The sequence below is a fragment of the bacterium genome (assembly GCA_040757115.1).
Classification (GTDB): domain Bacteria; phylum UBA9089; class CG2-30-40-21; order CG2-30-40-21; family SBAY01; genus JBFLXS01.
In genome coordinates, this window is sequence record JBFLYA010000059.1 from 2,539 (window position 1) to 19,159 (window position 16,621).

Sequence of the window (16,621 nt, forward strand, 5' to 3'; positions counted from 1 at the left end):
GAAGGAATGAAGAAGAAGTTAATCAAGTCTGGGGGAGTGATTTTAATACTTTTAATTCTACTGGAAGGATGTTTCTATGACCAGTGTTCAGAAGGTGGTTCTGAAAGAGAAAAGGAGATAAAGATTACTGAATTTACAATACCTTGGGCAATAAAGAAAATGAGATTAGTTGGTGTGACCCCTATAATAATAAAAAAGTTTTAGATTATCCTCCAACTTTTAGAATTTGGTTTGATATTAATAACAATTTATATATTTCTGACATTTTTCAAGATAAAATAAAGGTATTTGATAAAAAAGGTAGATATATTAAGTATATAAATATCAAAGTAGATCATAAGCTGTATTTAGGGAGCATTATTGGCCAAGATGACTACAGAAATTTATATTTTCTACATCACGATAATATTGTTCATAAGTTAGATAAAGAAGGAATTTATGTTAGGAGCTATGATATGAATAAATATGATGAGCGAGTTCGAATAAACCAAATAAGTATAGATCGAGAAGGGAACATCTATTTGTGGGGTGAACGTAGTAAAATTCCAAATGGTGTATATAGTGACAAAGAGAAATTGCAGCAGTGGATATTTTATAGAAGAGGTAGAATAGAACGCGAATATTTTATTCAAAAATTTGATAAAGATGGAAGGAAAATATTAAAGTGGAAAATAGGTGATGGACTTCCTTTCTCTTACTCAGTAATATTCGATAGAATGGGTAAAGCTTATATTTATGACAAGAAAAAATGTAGGGTGCATATCTATAATCCAGACGGAAATTTAATTAAGAAATTTCAACTGAAGAAAAATAATATACTTAATTCTATTGAATTAATGAGGATTAATTCAGAGGGCATGTTATGTATAGGGATAAGAGGGGTTAAAACTAAAAGATATATAATATCACCGGATAAAATATTCGCAAATTTTAAAAAAATTGATAGTGATAGGGTAGTAGTATTAAATCTTGATATAGGCTATAACTTAGTTAAGCTACCACCGATTTGGGTGGAAGTGGATAACAATTTTAATATGTACTGTTATGGGAATGAAGTATATTTAAAGGCTCCGAAAGGAACGTTTATGCTGAAAAAAATTGAATATCCTCTAAGGAAGTAAGCGATATCCAGAACTCATCCCTCTGGTAACTGCTGATGTAGAATACTATCGAAGGGTAATTCCTTCATTTGCCAGATGGGCAGGGATAGACACAATCCGAGGGAATGGTGTCATTGCTCTGGGTAACATTGCTGACCCTGCGGCTATCTCTGCACTTGAGGAGGCAATCCACCATCCCAAGCCACAAATGAGAGCCTATTCTGCTTGGGCATTAGGCAGAATAGGAACAAAAAGGGCAAAAGATATACTCAAAAGAGCATTATCAAAGGAAGAGAACCCGAAGGTTGTCAAGGAGATAAAAGATGCTATTGTAGTAAAAGGGACACCCCTCATAATTTAAGGATAATCGTGTGTGGTGGCAAGATTTGCTTCTGCCTGTGGTTCTATTATTACCTTGCCAGTATGGTATAGCCAAAGTGGTGAGAAAAAAAGTTTGGGGGCTCCACGATATCTTTGCCCGAGCAAGCTACCAAAAGAGCCGATAGTCTGTCCTATTGTCTGAAAGATAGGGAATCCCAAATCCAGGTCGGCTCTGAAGATTTAGTAAGTATATCTATGGTTATGAAGGAGAGGATAATAAACTCAAAAATGCTTTGACTACATTGGTAAAATATTTGTCTTTGCAATAAATAAAGTAAAAATTACGCTTAAGGTTAACCTCGGATAAAGAAAGTGATTTAAGTATGCCTGCATTTATTTCCCTTAAAATAGCATATTTGGATATGATTGAGATGCCTAATCCTGCTTCTACTGCCTTTTTGGTTGCCTCTGTATTTCCAAATTCAATTGTTTTCTTCAAAATAACACCTATCTGTTTTAGTCGCTCTTCTACAATCGTCCTTGTTCCAGAACCCTCTCTTGATAGGATAAATGGTTGGTTGATCAACTCATTGGGCTCAATAAATTCTCTACCTGCCCATTTATGCTGAGGTGGGATAATTACTACTAACTCATCGGTCAAGAATTGGTTTATAGTCAACCTCTCATCATTTACTGGTGCTCCAATAAATCCTATATCAAGCATATTAGCCAAAACCTTTTCTACTATCTCCTGGCTCAAAAAAATATCTAATGCTATCTCAATATCAGGATATTTATGCCTGAATTTTCCTAAAATCTCAGGTAAAATATAGGTACCAATGGTAACACTGGCACCCATAGTTAGTTTTCCACCCCTTATTTCTTTTAATTCATCAATCTTTATCTTTGCTTCATTTACTAAATTAAACATATCTTTGGTGGTTGCGAATAAAATTTCTCCTGCCTGGGTAAGCATAACCTTCTTGCCGAGCCGATCAAATAGTCTAATTCCATAATATTCCTCCAATTCTTTAATATGCTTACTAATCCCAGGCTGGGTCAAATATAATTCTGAAGCTGCTCTTGTAAAGCTCTGTAATTTAGCCACATTATGAAAAACTCTTAGTTGATTTAGGTTCATTCTATTATCACCTTTAGTTATCATTATTATAAAAACAATTTATTTGAATTATATCATACTTTGTGCTACAATTTCAAATAAAAAATTAAGGAGGGGAGGAGGTGATAAAAAGTGGTAAAAGAAGAAGTAGAACAGAGGGCGTTTGATTATTTTGAAGGAGGATTTCACTGTGCCGAAGCAATTTCAAAGACAATAACCGAGTTCTTTACAAAAGAGGTAAGCAGTGAAATACCAAAAGTTGCCTCAGGTTTTGGTGGAGGAATTGGTAAGACCAAAGAGGATGTCTGTGGAGCATTAACCGGAGGAGTAATCGCTTTGGGATGCATACTTGGAAGAATGGAGCCGGGTAGGGATATAAAGGATGTCTGTGAGTTGGCATCAGAGTTTAGAAGACACTTCTTAGATAAATTTGGCTCTACCAATTGCCAAACCATACTGAAAGGATTCGGTGAACAAGAAAATATGCAGAAGTGTAAAAGGTTAACCGCCACGGCAGCAGGGATTCTCTCAGAAATATTGGCAGAAAGAGGGATAATAAAAGGGTGAGCTTCTTAAAACTGGGTAAGAGCATTATTTTTGATTATTCTCCTTATCTCTTCAAGTCTCTTTGGAAATATAGCCCAATTGTGTTATGAGGATTCAATTGCTTTGACTATCAGCACCATGGCTAAGAATAATGCTATTGCTCTTGCCTTAGCCACATCAGCCTTTGGTGCAGAAAACAGCATTAGCCATTGCTATTGTCGGCCCATTGGTTCAACTTCCTATTATGCTATTTAAGGCTAAGGGATGTTAAGAAGATTCATCACTAATGATGTTACTATAAAAGAAAACTGTAAAAAGGTGAAGAGCTGGATGGGGTTTTAGCATTGGCGGGTGAATGAGACCGTTCAGGACTTAAGACTGAAATAAATGCATTTTTAACAAAAAGATCTTGACAAATGGTTTTTATTTGTGTATAATATAAGTGTATGCTAAAATACTTTAATAAATTATGGAGAATGTGTTATGAAAGAATCAGCAGAACTATTTAAACTTTTATCGGTGGATAAAAGAATAGAAATAATTGAGTGCCTTAAAAAAAATGATATGAATGTAAATGCGTTAGCTGAGAATTTAGGAATAACCCAGTCGGCGGTCTCTCAACACTTAAGGGTTTTGAAAGCAGCCGGGTTTGTAAAAGATGAGCGAAAGGGTTACTGGATTTATTACACCTTAAATCGTAATGTATTAGAAAACTGCCGACAGAGATTGAATAGAATATGTACCTGTGGTTGTTTAGAGAGAGTAAAACATAATAAAGTGTAAAAAATAAGGAAGGTTTATATTTTTTTCCTAAATATATAAGTAAATGAGCATAAACTAATAAAAAGGAGGTGATTAAAAATGTGTGGTGAAAGCGACATCAAGTGCGAAGTAAAGGTAATTGAACTTAAAGATGGCTATCAAGTTCAAATTACCGGCGCCAGGGTAAAAGATGCACTTAAGCCAGAGAATCTGAAGAAGTGCATAAAAGCTTGTTGCTGTGGCGAAGCACCATTTAAAGACATCTGTTGTCGTTAGGTGGTTAAATTCTGGGCGGTCTTAAGAGATTTGAGGCCGCCCAGATGAATTAAATTTAGGGGGGAATCAAAAAAAACCTTGACAAGATAAAATTTTTGTGTTAGAATATAGACAATTGTAAATATGTATAAATATTGGAGGGCTTAAATGGGAAAATGTGAGAATTTTTTCAAGGCATTATCGGATGAGACAAGAGTCCACATCTTAAAGATGCTGGAAGAAAAAGAAATGTGTGTCTCTGATATAGGGGAGGCTTTTGAGGTATCCCAGCCTACCATCTCTCATCATCTGGATATTTTAAAGCGAGCAGGACTGGTAAAATCAAAGAGAAAGGGACAGAATATTTACTATTCCTTGAATAAGGATTGGCTGAAGGAATGCTGTGGCGATTTTCTCTCAATGTTTGAATGCTGTCTGGATTTTTTAAAAAACTATAAAATTGTAAAAAAAGGAGGTGATAAAGAATGAGCGGATGCTGTGTTTCTGAAGAAGAGAGAATAGAGAATCTAATTTCTCTTGCCATAGTCATCGGGGTAGGGTGTAAGCCTTGCACCAAATTTTACATTGATAAGGCGTTGAAAGAGGGTTGTTCTAAGGAAGACCTAAAGAAGGTTATATCAATAGCCGAGTCTTTGGAGAAGTCTGAATGCCTGCGTAAGGCCGTGAGAGAAGAAAATGCAGACAGGATGAAAGAGCCTCTTAAAATAGCAAAAGAGCTATTGGAGGCAAAATAATATGGAGGTGATAGCGATGAATTGCAAAAGATTTTTGGCGTTTATTTCCTCTGTTTGTCCAATGTGCAACATTAAAAGGAAATTTCCCCATTCTTCCTTTGCCAGGATGATAAAAAAGGGTGAAAAATTCTGTCCTTGTTGTAAAGCCTATGAGGAAATCTATAGAAAAATGGGTGATAAAAATGAAGAAGAACAAAATACAAAAGATTGTAGAAGAAGCCTATAGCAAGATTGCCCAAGGAAAAGAAGGTTGTGGATGTGGCACTTGTGGGCCAAATACCAAAGAGTTTGCCAAATCCATCGGTTATTCTGAAGAAGAATTGAAGGCTATTCCAGAAGAGGCTAATTTTGCTTTAAGCTGTGGAAATCCGACGGCATTAGCCAACCTCAAAGAAGGTGAAATTGTCCTTGACCTTGGCTGTGGTGCTGGGTTTGATTGCTTTCTGGCGGCAAGCAAAGTTGGTGCAAATGGCAAGGTTATCGGTGTGGATATGACACCAGAGATGATTGAGAAAGCAAGAAACAATGCAGAAAAGAACAAGATTGGTAATGTTGAATTCAGGCTCGGTGAGATAGAAAACTTACCTGTAGCAGGTAATTCAGTTGATGTGGTGATGAGTAATTGTGTCATTAATTTATCGGCTGATAAACCAAAGGTATTTCAGGAAGTTTATCGGGTTTTAAAGCCTGGCGGCAGGATAGCGATTTCGGACATTGCCCTTTTAAAAGAGCTTCCAAAGAAAATACAGGAAAGCATTGAGGCTTATGTAGGTTGTGTTGCTGGCGCAATTCTAGTTGATGAATACAAAAGGGTTGTTGAAAAAGCAGGGTTAAAGGATGTTAAAGTCAACATTAAAGACACAGCCTGTATCGACCTGAACACAAAAGATCCCATAGCAAGGGCAATTTGGGATAATTTGGGAGGGACAGAATCTCTAAAAAACTATGTTGTCAGTGTTTATGTAGAGGGGAAGAAGAGACACAGGTCTAAAGTTACCTGCACAGGTGGAAATCTTTTGCTTTGACAAAATGGTGATTGTCTGGTATAATCTGGTGAGAGAGAGGATGGTGGAATTAATGAATTATCTTAAGGCAGTTTTTTGGGATTATCCACAATTTACCAATAAAGAAAATCTAAAAAAATACCTTCAAGAGGAAAAAAACTCCAGTTCATATCTATGGATATTAAAGAGATTTCTTGAATATGGCAGGGTTATTGATACGATAACCTATTTCAAAATAGATGAAATAGCTCAACAATTACATAATCTAAAACTAACACCTTATACTTATAGAAAATGGACGAGGATGATTGAAGTTTATGGAAAACCTCATAGAAAATAAAAACTATTATGCCTCACAAACACAACGGGAAATATTACTTCAGCTTATGACACATCCGACGATAGAGGAATCTTTCTTTTTGACCGGTGGTACAGCTCTTGCGGTATTCTATCTACACCATAGAGTATCGGAGGATTTGGATTTCTTTACACTTCATTCCTTAGACCTGGCTGAAATAGACTTTTGGATAAGGAGAATGTGGCCACAAAATGGTATTAAAATCAAAGAAAGTCCAAACTTTCTCTCGTATCTGATAAATGAAATAAAGGTTGATTTTGTTATTGATTCACTCTCAAACAAAGAAAACAGGCAAAAGGTTTTATTGGAAAACAAGCACTATCTTTTAGTTGATACGATTAATAATATCTTTTCTAATAAGTTCTGTACCATTGCCAGTAGAACAGAACCCAAGGACTTTATTGATTTTTACTTTATACACCGTTCGTTTCCCCGGGAGGATATGGACAAGTTGTATCATAGTGCCAGAATGAAAGATGCCATCTTTGAGGATCCTCCTACTGTATCTTTTCAAATAGAAGAAGGGCTTGCTTTTTTAATGAAAAATCAAGCAATCTTCCCTCAAATATTCAGAGATTTTGACCTGGACGATTTTCTTAAATTTTATAAGGAAATTATTAACTGGCTATACCAACTGGTAAAGATATAGTAACCGCAAAGATATTTGGTAAAATTATCAAAAACTTGTCTCTGTGGCTAAAATCTATTTTTAGGAGGGAAAAAAATGAAGGGGGATAAGGGGATAAAGGAGTGTGGTATAATTTTGTTTTCCCAGGTCGACCTATTTCACAGGTCGAAAAAAATTCTTAGACAACCACTTGACAAAACTCTGTTTGTATAGTATAATCAATATAGTGAATAAAAAAAGGAGATTTTGTTCAGTATAATTAGGAAAATGACCAAAGAGATAGTCTTGCAACATAAATTAGAAAAAGAAAGACTCCTCTCAAAAGATTATATCGAACGAGAAAAACTTGATTTTGGGAGAAAATATTTAGACTCTTCGCTCATTAAGATAGTTACTGGTCCAAGAAGGGCAGGGAAATCTGTATTCTCACTCCTGCTCTTAAAGGATAAGGACTTTGCTTATATAAATTTTGATGATGAAGCCATTTTGAAGATAAAGGATTATGATGAAATCCTTAAGTCAATCCATGAGGTCTATCCCCAGACAAATATTATTTTATTTGATGAAATTCAAAATCTACCAGACTGGGAGTTATTTGTCAATAAACTCCAGAGAAGGGGATTTAATTTAGTCTTAACTGGTTCGAATGCCCGACTCCTTTCTCAGGAGATGTCCAATAGATTAACTGGCAGATACATTCCGATAGAGATTTTCCCATTTAATTTCAGGGAGGTCTTAAGGGCTAAAGAGCTAAAGGTAGGGGAAGAAGAGTTTAATCTTCCTGAGGTTAAAGGACGGATTTTAAACTATCTGGACGATTATCTTAAGAAGGGTGGATTCCCTGAGGTGGTAGTCACAAATTTAGAGCCAAGGATATATCTGCAAACACTCTTTGATGCCATCCTTCTGCGGGATATAGTTAAAAGGTATAATATTAGATTCTCTCAGAAAATCTATGAATTATCCCTCTATTTAACCGCTAATTTTTGTAATGAGTTTAGCTTCAAAAGATTAACGAATATCTTGGAGTTTAGAAGCACAAATACCCTTCAGAATTATCTGAGATATCTTGAAGAAACCTACTTATTCTTTCCTTTAAACCGATTCTCTTTTAAGATGCAAGAGGTGATTAAAACCCCAAAGAAGATATACCTTGTGGACAATGGCTTTATTCCACTTCTATCTTCCCAGAATTTAGGTAGGTTGATGGAGAATTTGGTTATGACAGAATGCTTAAGACGAGGATTCAAATCCAACGAGAACCTTTTTTATTATAAGACAAGGAATAATAAAGAGGTTGATTTTGTTCTCAAGGAAGGACTAAAGATTAAAGGCTTAATCCAGGTATGTTATGAAATGGATAATTCCCTTATCCGTGAAAGGGAGTTAAAGGCATTGGTTGAGGCAAGTAATGACTTAAATTGTAATGAGCTATTGGTGATTACCTGGGATTATAAAACCCAGGAGAAATTTAAGGATAAAATGATTAGATTTATCCCCTTATGGAAATGGCTATTAGAATAGTGAAAAATCCTTTGTGCCTATTTCCCATCTTATTCTGTAACTGCTCACCGCAGAGATGATATGATAAAGTGTCAAGTTTGACCTGCGAAAGATTTTGTGGTATACTATACAAAAAGTATTAACTAACTAAAATAAGGAGGACAAACTTATGACACAAACAACATATTTACCAAAAGATTATGAACTATTCATTGGGCTAGTACCCTGTCTCTATTCAATTGATGGATAAAGTCGCTTCAACTTAATCCGGGCATCTGGGGTTGTAAATTGCCACTTCACTTTAGCCTCTACCTTGTTCCTATCTGATTTCCAAGATGCCACCTCCCTTTTCATCTCAGAAATGTTTTCGATTCTTCGTGACAAACACTGTTCGCTCAGAACACTTAATTCTATCTCTGCCATATTCAGCCAACTGCCATGCTTTGGCGTGTGGTGAATCTCCAGGCGATCCGCAATACGCTTTGCTTCGCCAGGTTCAAACAGTTCGTACAAAGACGCTGGTGTATGCGTATTAAGGTTGTCTATTACCAAAACAATCTTTTGGCTTTCTGGATATTTCTCTTCAACCAGATTGCGGATGAACTTAGCAAAATCGACTTTTGTGCGGTGTTCGGTCACTTCCACATGTCTTTTGCCAGCCAACGGTTCAAACGCCATAAACAGATTAGCAACGCCATTGCGTCTATACTCGTGGTCATACCTGAGCGGCTGTCCAGGTTCTGCTGGGATTGGCTTGCGTATCTCGCCAATCAATTGTCTGCACAACTCGTCTAAACATACCATTGGACGCAGCGGATCATAAGGCCGTTTGTACACATCTAAAACATCTTCCATTCGCCAAACAAATTCTGCATTAGCTTGAGGCGGAATACACCATTGTTTGCTTAACCAAGGTTTAATTTCGTTTTTTTAAAGTGCGATGCACGGTGTCCTTAGATACCGAATCGATATACTCTAATGTAACCATCCTCTCTGCAAGCAATCTCAGTGTCCATCGACTGCGACCTTCTGGTGGCTCGTTGCAGGCCAGAGCAACCAGATGAACTTCAGCGTCGCCATCAATCTTTCGCCGATATTCACGCCGTGGCATCCTGCGTCCCAGGGCTGCTTCCAAACCTTCTTCTAGAGGGTCGGACCTATTCTAACCCCGCATCAGAAGTAGGATTAGAGAGATTATGTAATAATTACACCTCCCATCCTTAAATCCTACCCATATCTCTTTGCCCTCCCCTTTAATCTTTCCTTAAAATCAATATTTTTGTTTAGTAACTATTCACCACGAAGAGCACGAAGGGCAGGGAGATGTTACAGAACAAATCTCTTTATGCTTTCTTTCTATCTTTCCACATTGAAATTTATCAATAGACCAACCTTAAATAGTAGTCAGTAGTTAGTAGTCAGTAATTACTGTTCACTCTTCACCTCTTCCCTACTGACTACTCTCTACTCTCTACTATTTTAGGTAATGACTCTATTCGATAATTCATCAAATTTCACTTCGTGCTCTCCGTGCCCTTCGTGGTGAATAGTTACGTTGGACGCAGATAAACGCAGATTTTCAAGATTTTAAACTACAGAATTTTTTATTATCCTGATAATCTGTGCAAATCTGCGTCCCATTAACTTGAAAACCAATTCCGTGCTAATCCGTGTTAATCAGTGGCTGAATAGTTACGTTTTAGATTGTAATAATCGGCGTAGAATATTATAAATCCATATATCAACAGGAAACCACAATAAGTGGTAATGTAAGCGAGCTATTGCTATGTATCTGAATATTTCAGCAACACATCTCCTGATACTTTTCAGTTTTTCGGTTATATAAGGTCTATACAACATCCGTAGATAGAGAATAGCTCGTTGTATATACCTGATTTCTGTAGCAGTGAATCTACCGGGGAAATAATCAAGTTTACTACTGCCATAAGCATCTACATTCAAAGCTATCCAATCTGCCAAATTCTTAGGTTCCTTGAAACCATGTTGTAATGATAATTTGAACAATGCCGTACCTGGTAAAGGTAAATATGTATTCAAAGCAATCAATGTATTTGAGCGATGAAGACACAGTTTGGCACAAGTGGAAATTGTTTCCTTTATCTCCTGAAATGATTCTGTAGGAAAACCAACGATGAACGACAATAAAACTAATATATCAGGATATTTTTTCAAAACTACCATAGCTCGTTCTATATCCTCTACCCCGAACCCTTTTGTTATTAATTGTAATATTCTCTCGGAGGATGACTCAATACCAATGAAAACCGACCTGATACCAGCTGTATGTAATGTATCAATGATATCATAATCTATTTGGTTTACTCTCAAATCTACTGCATAGCAAATAAATCCATTTTGACTCATCCATTGCAACAATTCTATCGCACGCTTTTTATTGCCCAAAAAACAATCATCCAGAAAGAGAAATGAATTAATACTATATTGAGAACGAAGATACTGCATTTCTTTCTGGATTTGAGTTATATCTGATGGTTGCCAATGTCTGCCATGGAATGCTTTATTGTAACAAAAGCCACAGTTAAAGGGACATCCTCGCGAACAGATGAAGCCGATAATTTTCTCTTGATGATTGGTGCTAAAGACAAATTCCTGAACGGGAAAACTTTCCCAGTCGGGACGTTCTATGGTAGAGTCAATTCCTGGAATACCTGGAGGGTTAATGACAACTTTACCGTTATTACGATATGCCAGTGACGGAACCTGTTCAATACCGATATTACGGTGAAGCATCTGGGCTATGGCTACTATTGTAGATTCACCAGGTCCCACGCATATCCAGTCAATAGATGGTTCATAGAGGCATTGTTCCGGTTCAAGGGAAGGATGGACTCCGCCCCACAAAATTGGTAAATCAGGCTGAAGTTGTTTGAGTAATCTTGACAGATGTAATGCCATCTTCAATTTGAATCCTACAAGGACAGAAAAGCCTACCACCTGTGGCTGTAATGCGAGTACTTGATTAACCCATTTGTATGAGTCATCCCCAAATCGAAACAATACTATTTGCGATTGTTCTCCAGCATTTTTAAGTGCACCTGCCAAACACGCCAGAGCCAATGGTGGATATTTAACTCCATATACATCACATGGAGGAACGACAATTTCAGCTAATACAATCATTGTTTAGTCTCCTTCTAAAGAAAAACTCCATCGAAGCACATAGATATGCCATTTAATTTTATTCAAAAATAATTTTCGACGGTCAGGGGAATAAAAATATAAAATGTATAGAACCGACCAAAAGATTCCTTTCCCCAATGCCCCAACTAAAGTTATCAGTTTGATAATGCTCGCCTTAATAAAACCAAGATGTTTTCGATAAAAATATTGCTGACCGTTTAAAATAGCACTAACACGGTTAGCAAGGGATACTACAGTACTTCCACCTCCGATGTGAATTACCTTTGGTTTTGGGGTATAGATAATATGCCATCCATTCTTCTTAATTCGATAACACCAATCCCATTCTTCAGCATAAAAGAACATTGTTTCATCCATAAGACCTGCCTGTTCAACAGCCTCACGGCGAACAATGATACATGCTCCCACTATCCAATCAACATCTTGCTCTTGAAGATGTTCCTGGTAGGAAAGAAAGGGAGGAGAAAAATACTTGTATTCCTTCTGTATCAAATTACTCAATTTCCCGATGGGATTAAAATTCGCAAGAATGGAATACAGCGTTGGAAACCAACCACAGGCTGGTTGTAGAGAACCATCCGGGTTTAGTAGCCCGCAACCACCAGCACCGGCTCTTTGATTCTCATCCATATATTGCACTATTTGAGAAATAGCGTCATTAACAATAATTGTATCACTATTAAGAAGGAGAAAATAGTGTCCATTTGCTTGACGCATTCCTTCATTGCAGGCAAAAGCGAATCCTTCATTTTTCTCGTTTCGGATAAGGATTGTCTGAGGAAATTTTACTTGCACCATTTCACAGCTACCATCTGTAGAACCGTTATCTACAACGATTACTTCATAGGTTACATTGATTGTCTGATTGTAAATTGACTCAAGACATTTTTCCAGTAACTCACAGGTATTCCAATTAACAATAATCACAGAGATGTTACAAGTAGATTCTCGATGTAGCAGTAATGGATGTTTTAAACGCCCCACTTGCGGCTGACTATCCATAAATCCATACCTCCTCCAGTTGTTGCGACAGTGTTTTCCAACTGTATTTTGTTTCAACCAATTGACGGGCTCTTTTTGCCAGAGAATAGGCAAGAGAATCATTCTCCAGTAAACTACACAATGCTCGGGTGAACTCCTGTGATGTGTTAGCCAATAGTAATTCTTGTTCGCTCTGAATGTCAATCCCTTCACATCCTAATGCTGTTGATACTACGGGTAATCCAGCGGAAAATGCCTCCAGAACCTTAAGTCGTGTTCCACCGCCATTAAAAATGGGCACTACCATTGCGCGACATTGATGCATAAATGCGCAAACATCTTTAACATAACCGTGTATGGTGATACCATTCGTGCTATGTAATCTTTTAATATCCTCTGGAACGGCATCTCCAACAACTTCCAGCCGAACATCTGGCAAATGCTTGTGAATCTGTGGTAACACTTCCTGAATAAAAAAACGCAGTCCTATAACATTCGGAGGATGTCGAAAATAACCGAGAAATAGAATGGAATGATTGTTAATTTCACAAGGATGAAACGAAAAATATTCTGTATCAACACCGTTAGGTACCACCCAAACCTTCTCTGGAGAAGCATACTGTTGAATGTGCTGGCAATCTACTTCTGAAGGGGTAATCATTGCATCACATCGTGACCATAAAGATTGCTCAAATTGTCTCATACGAATTATCTCCCTTTGCAAGAATTTTTTCTGTCGGTCATTGCTTTGTTCTGCAAGGCGTTGAAGGGCTATGTAGCTAATGTCGATTTCGTCAAGCACTATCCTGACATCAGGTGCATACCTCCTTATCAGTGGTAAATATCGTCCCATAGCAGTATATTCCAACTGAACAACATCAAAATGATATTTGATTAACAATCTTTTGAGATGTTGAGCGAGCGGTGGGAAATAAAAGCGTGAAGCCTCCCGTGGTAGCCCGACAATCCGCTCTTGCAATCGCCGTATTGTTCTCAACCATTTCCATGGCAACATAGCTTCAGCCAACCGTTGACCAAATGTATCATTATTTCTGGCCAGGACAAGAACGGCAGGTTCTTTAAGTCCTTCCAATGCCTCTGGAAATCTGTAAAGGTTAGGGGTAATCAACGAAAGAAGTTGCACATTATGCCGCTGTCCAGTATAACGGATTAAATTGAAAATGCGGCTATGTCCACCTGAACGAATTGGCAATGGATAGAAGGGTGATACAATTAATATTTTCATGTTAAATCTCTCGTAAGCGTTTAGGTAGTGCACGGTTTTTAGAGCTAAACGAACGAATCGAACAAAATATTTGGGAATAATTCATTTTTTAAAAATAAAAAAAATCATAGGATTAGTTCCTTGACTATAATGTATTAGTTCTTCGATGTTTAATCTGTTTTTAATTGACATAATTTTATCATATACAACTTTTTCTTTTGCGGGAGATGCTGTAAAATATTCTATCTTTTTCTGTTTTAACCAATCTATAATCACACCACCTTCAGCATCAAAACCAGTAGGCTCTGCCGTATGAAATACATCATGGACACTTACCGGGGTTCCATTTTTTAGATTAGAAAATATATTTTGGATATACCAATGGGCGAAAGTGTCAGAATGATCTGAATCCATAAAAAGATAATCGATTTTTTGAGGTAATTTTTCTGTATTTTCCCTTATATCTCCTTTGGTAAACACCCACCTATTTTTAGATAAATCTAATGGTACCAATTTTGTCGAGTAATTCACTATGTCATATGAATATAATATTCCAAAACCGTTATCTTTTATTGCATTTAGGAGCCATGATGTTGACCATCCTCCGCAAGGGGAAATTTCAACAACAGTCTCTGGCTTAAATTCTCGAATCAATAAATAAGTTAGTTCTGCCTCAACATCATCCAATTGAGGATCCATTTTAACTACATTCTGTGTATAACTAAACTTTTTTAAAATATATCGCAGTGCACGGTAGATAAAATATTTTTCAAACCAAGGTTTTTCAAACCATGTGTAACCCTTTTGAGAATGTAATTTTCTTTGATATTTTCTTACCTTTCGAAGATCATATAAATATTTCTCATATAAACCAAGGATAAAATTAATATTCAATTCATTAGTCATAATAATAAATCACCTTTTCTTTTTATAAATGTAACCAAACCGCCAACAAGCAATTTCGGACAACGGCACAGTGGGTATGCGAAGATGAAGGCTGTGGCCTTTGACAAAAACAAGACTGCACCAGGATATTGTAGTCATCGAGTTTCCCTTCTAAACAAAATTTCTTGGCAACTTAAAACTTGCCTTTATTCTCTTTATCGGTATGATACATCTTAAACTTTAACTAATCTGAGTTACTACCGTCTTTCTTATACTTCTGAGGTATAATCTGCGTCACATTTTTTCCCAGCAATTATCTTTTTTAGACTCTTCAATTGCAACCAGAGGACATGAATCAAAGGTCGTGACCATATCAGAACGGTCGGTGCCAGACGACAAGTCAAAAATGTATCCAGCAAGAATTCCACACATCGCGACAGAGACTTTGGTAATAGATATAGATAGGCATAAACTTTTACAAATGTGTGAAAGTATTGCCAAAACATATGTAACTGCTGACAGGATAGGCTGGGAAGATTTAAAACGGTATTCATATAATCATTGTTTACTCTGCGTTCAGTAAGCAATCTTTCATCACGGCACAACTCATAGAGCCGCGTTCCGGGATAAGGATAGAAAATAGTATGCCGAATATCGTCAACACTGCAATGTGCATTTAATTTAATGGTATCCAATATTCGACTTGGGTTTTCATGAGGAAGACCAATCATATTAAAAGACATAACCTTTATCCCATATTTCCTTGCAGTATGAAAGGCGTTGATTATGGTATTCTTTTCAAGATTGCGATTCAACAATTCCTTGCGGATATATTCATTGCCACTTTCTAATCCAATTCGCAGTTCATAGCAGCCAGCGTAGGAGAGCATTTGTATCGTTTTCTCATTACAAAGGCTGGGATGAATATTACAGCAAAATGGTAGCGAAATCTTTTGTCTATATAATTCCACAAACTCTTGTGCCCAATCTGACTTTAAGACGAGAATATCGTCATCGAAATGCAACCCCTTAACAAATGGATAGTCATGCAATACCTGCTGGATTTCCTGGATAACACTATTTACAGAGCGAAATCTGACATAATGCCCTAATTCCTTATAGAGATTTCTCAGTGCTTCGTTACTGCAATAGGTGCAAGAATAAGGACATCCCCGAGAAATCATAAATGTTGCTTCCTTCCGCTGTTCAAAATATAGATGTGGATAATCAAATAGTTCACGGTCCGGGAACGGGAGTTCGTCGAGGTTTTCGATAAGATGCCGCAGTGGATTGCGTACCACCTTTCCATTCATTCTCAACCATAGATTAGGAATGTTATCCAACCTTTTACCTTGTTCAAGTGCTGTGCATACATCCAGTAAGCATCCCTCTCCTTCCCCGACACAAATCATATCAATCCCGGGTGTTTGTATGCTTTCCTCAGGTGACAGGGTGGGATGAATACCTCCATATATCGTCGGTGTATTTTTATATACATTTTTAAGACACACCACCATTTTCTTGACCATTGCATAACCGTGAGTGGTTGAAGAAAAGGCAATAAGGTCAGGTTGATGTTGTTCGAGAGAGTGAGAGAAGTCTGCGGTGGAATACTCCGAATTGGTTATGTGAACGAGCGAAGTAGAATGCCCTGCACTCTTCAAAACCGCCGAAAGTAAGGCAATTCCAGTATAGAAGGTTCCTTTGTAATCGGGAATATATTCAAATATATCAGGATAGACAAAGGTTACTTTCATTGTTGCTGACAATGTCCTCCTCTAATCAAAGTTTGTAAGCGTTCAGGTGGTGTAACAAAAGGAGATGTGGAGATTAAGGAGATAGGGAGATATTATTAAAAAAATTGAAATTAATAGAAACTAATAGAAATTTATGGAAATTTGTTGTTTTCCACAATCAATTTCTACCTATTTCTATAAATTTCAATCTATTTCTATTATCTTATCTCCATATCACTCTTATCTCCTTATCCCCTTT

21 protein-coding genes and 1 pseudogene are annotated in these 16,621 nt (G+C 37.0%); 14 read left to right on the forward strand and 8 right to left on the reverse strand.

The annotated features are described in order from the left end of the window. Both AB1422_07005 and AB1422_07010 read left to right on the forward strand, forming a co-directional pair. The coding region (locus AB1422_07005) for a hypothetical protein (GenBank protein ID MEW6619078.1) at window positions 1–204 on the forward strand (204 nt) is incomplete at its 5' end. Then, window positions 144–1,121: a hypothetical protein gene (locus AB1422_07010; protein MEW6619079.1), complete on the forward strand. Its 978-nt coding sequence runs from the start codon at window positions 144–146 to the stop codon at window positions 1,119–1,121. The genes AB1422_07005 and AB1422_07010, both read left to right, overlap by 61 nt. 45 nt (window positions 1,122–1,166) lie before the next feature. Here the strand turns inward: AB1422_07010 and AB1422_07015 are convergent, their stop codons facing one another. Further along, window positions 1,167–1,301, reverse strand: coding sequence for a hypothetical protein (locus AB1422_07015; protein MEW6619080.1), 135 nt, complete (start codon window positions 1,299–1,301; stop codon window positions 1,167–1,169). Here AB1422_07015 and AB1422_07020 point away from each other — a divergent pair. Both AB1422_07020 and AB1422_07025 read left to right on the forward strand, forming a co-directional pair. After that, complete coding sequence (locus tag AB1422_07020; GenBank protein ID MEW6619081.1) at window positions 1,249–1,461, forward strand: HEAT repeat domain-containing protein; 213 nt, start codon at window positions 1,249–1,251, stop codon at window positions 1,459–1,461. The genes AB1422_07015 and AB1422_07020 overlap by 53 nt on opposite strands. A gap of 15 nt (window positions 1,462–1,476) precedes the next feature. Beyond that, on the forward strand, window positions 1,477–1,623 hold the full coding sequence (locus AB1422_07025) for a hypothetical protein (GenBank protein MEW6619082.1): 147 nt from the start codon (window positions 1,477–1,479) through the stop codon (window positions 1,621–1,623). 57 nt (window positions 1,624–1,680) lie between these two features. Here AB1422_07025 and AB1422_07030 read toward each other — a convergent pair whose 3' ends face one another. Continuing rightward, window positions 1,681–2,562 carry a selenium metabolism-associated LysR family transcriptional regulator gene (locus AB1422_07030; protein MEW6619083.1) on the reverse strand — a complete coding sequence of 294 codons (882 nt, stop codon included), beginning with the start codon at window positions 2,560–2,562 and terminating at the stop codon, window positions 1,681–1,683. Window positions 2,563–2,673: 111 nt separating this feature from the next. Here AB1422_07030 and AB1422_07035 point away from each other — a divergent pair, with 111 nt between their 5' ends. From AB1422_07035 to AB1422_07080, 10 genes are all read left to right on the forward strand, one after another. Then, a complete protein-coding gene (locus AB1422_07035; GenBank protein MEW6619084.1) occupies window positions 2,674–3,108 on the forward strand; it encodes a C-GCAxxG-C-C family (seleno)protein in 435 nt (144 codons plus the stop codon). Window positions 3,109–3,138: 30 nt separating this feature from the next. Beyond that, window positions 3,139–3,342: a hypothetical protein gene (locus AB1422_07040; protein ID MEW6619085.1), complete on the forward strand. Its 204-nt coding sequence runs from the start codon at window positions 3,139–3,141 to the stop codon at window positions 3,340–3,342. 228 nt (window positions 3,343–3,570) lie between these two features. Beyond that, entirely contained in the window at window positions 3,571–3,870 is a 300-nt protein-coding gene (locus AB1422_07045) for a metalloregulator ArsR/SmtB family transcription factor (protein ID MEW6619086.1), read from the forward strand. 78 nt (window positions 3,871–3,948) lie between these two features. Beyond that, window positions 3,949–4,125: a hypothetical protein gene (locus tag AB1422_07050; GenBank protein MEW6619087.1), complete on the forward strand. Its 177-nt coding sequence runs from the start codon at window positions 3,949–3,951 to the stop codon at window positions 4,123–4,125. A gap of 147 nt (window positions 4,126–4,272) precedes the next feature. Next, window positions 4,273–4,593 carry a metalloregulator ArsR/SmtB family transcription factor gene (locus AB1422_07055; GenBank protein MEW6619088.1) on the forward strand — a complete coding sequence of 107 codons (321 nt, stop codon included), beginning with the start codon at window positions 4,273–4,275 and terminating at the stop codon, window positions 4,591–4,593. Further along, complete coding sequence (locus tag AB1422_07060; GenBank protein ID MEW6619089.1) at window positions 4,590–4,859, forward strand: carboxymuconolactone decarboxylase family protein; 270 nt, start codon at window positions 4,590–4,592, stop codon at window positions 4,857–4,859. The genes AB1422_07055 and AB1422_07060 overlap by 4 nt, the downstream gene beginning before the upstream one ends. Before the next feature lie 182 nt (window positions 4,860–5,041). Then, on the forward strand, window positions 5,042–5,884 hold the full coding sequence (arsM, locus tag AB1422_07065) for an arsenite methyltransferase (GenBank protein MEW6619090.1): 843 nt from the start codon (window positions 5,042–5,044) through the stop codon (window positions 5,882–5,884). Between the two features lie 52 nt (window positions 5,885–5,936). Next, complete coding sequence (locus AB1422_07070; protein MEW6619091.1) at window positions 5,937–6,203, forward strand: hypothetical protein; 267 nt, start codon at window positions 5,937–5,939, stop codon at window positions 6,201–6,203. Beyond that, window positions 6,181–6,870 (forward strand): nucleotidyl transferase AbiEii/AbiGii toxin family protein, encoded by a 690-nt coding sequence (locus AB1422_07075; GenBank protein MEW6619092.1) that lies wholly within the window; start codon window positions 6,181–6,183, stop codon window positions 6,868–6,870. The genes AB1422_07070 and AB1422_07075 overlap by 23 nt, the downstream gene beginning before the upstream one ends. A 225-nt stretch (window positions 6,871–7,095) precedes the next feature. Beyond that, window positions 7,096–8,373, forward strand: coding sequence for an ATP-binding protein (locus tag AB1422_07080; GenBank protein MEW6619093.1), 1,278 nt, complete (start codon window positions 7,096–7,098; stop codon window positions 8,371–8,373). Between the two features lie 210 nt (window positions 8,374–8,583). Here the strand turns inward: AB1422_07080 and AB1422_07085 are convergent. The 6 genes and pseudogenes from AB1422_07085 to AB1422_07110 all read right to left on the reverse strand — a co-directional run bounded on the left by AB1422_07085 (window position 8,584) and on the right by AB1422_07110 (window position 16,395). Then, a pseudogene (locus tag AB1422_07085) lies at window positions 8,584–9,448 on the reverse strand (IS630 family transposase). A 596-nt stretch (window positions 9,449–10,044) separates the two neighbouring features. Continuing rightward, on the reverse strand, window positions 10,045–11,514 hold the full coding sequence (locus tag AB1422_07090; protein ID MEW6619094.1) for a radical SAM protein: 1,470 nt from the start codon (window positions 11,512–11,514) through the stop codon (window positions 10,045–10,047). Between the two features lie 3 nt (window positions 11,515–11,517). Continuing rightward, window positions 11,518–12,537 (reverse strand): glycosyltransferase family 2 protein, encoded by a 1,020-nt coding sequence (locus AB1422_07095; protein ID MEW6619095.1) that lies wholly within the window; start codon window positions 12,535–12,537, stop codon window positions 11,518–11,520. Further along, entirely contained in the window at window positions 12,530–13,762 is a 1,233-nt protein-coding gene (locus AB1422_07100) for a glycosyltransferase family 4 protein (protein MEW6619096.1), read from the reverse strand. The genes AB1422_07095 and AB1422_07100 overlap by 8 nt, the downstream gene beginning before the upstream one ends. Window positions 13,763–13,843: 81 nt before the next feature. Continuing rightward, complete coding sequence (locus tag AB1422_07105; protein MEW6619097.1) at window positions 13,844–14,647, reverse strand: class I SAM-dependent methyltransferase; 804 nt, start codon at window positions 14,645–14,647, stop codon at window positions 13,844–13,846. Window positions 14,648–14,895: 248 nt separating this feature from the next. Beyond that, window positions 14,896–16,395, reverse strand: a complete 1,500-nt coding sequence (locus AB1422_07110) for a radical SAM protein (GenBank protein MEW6619098.1) — start codon at window positions 16,393–16,395, stop codon at window positions 14,896–14,898. Window positions 16,396–16,621: the final 226 nt, after the last annotated feature.

Coding starts and splice junctions, on each gene's coding strand:
- arsM (MEW6619090.1), top strand. CDS start 5,042: ATGAAGAAGAACAAAATACAAAAGATTGTAGAAGAAGCCTATAGCAAG.
- AB1422_07055 (MEW6619088.1), top strand. CDS start 4,273: ATGGGAAAATGTGAGAATTTTTTCAAGGCATTATCGGATGAGACAAGA.
- AB1422_07105 (MEW6619097.1), bottom strand. CDS start 14,647: ATGACTAATGAATTGAATATTAATTTTATCCTTGGTTTATATGAGAAA.
- AB1422_07090 (MEW6619094.1), bottom strand. CDS start 11,514: ATGATTGTATTAGCTGAAATTGTCGTTCCTCCATGTGATGTATATGGA.
- AB1422_07045 (MEW6619086.1), top strand. CDS start 3,571: ATGAAAGAATCAGCAGAACTATTTAAACTTTTATCGGTGGATAAAAGA.
- AB1422_07050 (MEW6619087.1), top strand. CDS start 3,949: ATGTGTGGTGAAAGCGACATCAAGTGCGAAGTAAAGGTAATTGAACTT.
- AB1422_07060 (MEW6619089.1), top strand. CDS start 4,590: ATGAGCGGATGCTGTGTTTCTGAAGAAGAGAGAATAGAGAATCTAATT.
- AB1422_07095 (MEW6619095.1), bottom strand. CDS start 12,537: ATGGATAGTCAGCCGCAAGTGGGGCGTTTAAAACATCCATTACTGCTA.
- AB1422_07075 (MEW6619092.1), top strand. CDS start 6,181: ATGGAAAACCTCATAGAAAATAAAAACTATTATGCCTCACAAACACAA.
- AB1422_07070 (MEW6619091.1), top strand. CDS start 5,937: ATGAATTATCTTAAGGCAGTTTTTTGGGATTATCCACAATTTACCAAT.
- AB1422_07030 (MEW6619083.1), bottom strand. CDS start 2,562: ATGAACCTAAATCAACTAAGAGTTTTTCATAATGTGGCTAAATTACAG.
- AB1422_07100 (MEW6619096.1), bottom strand. CDS start 13,762: ATGAAAATATTAATTGTATCACCCTTCTATCCATTGCCAATTCGTTCA.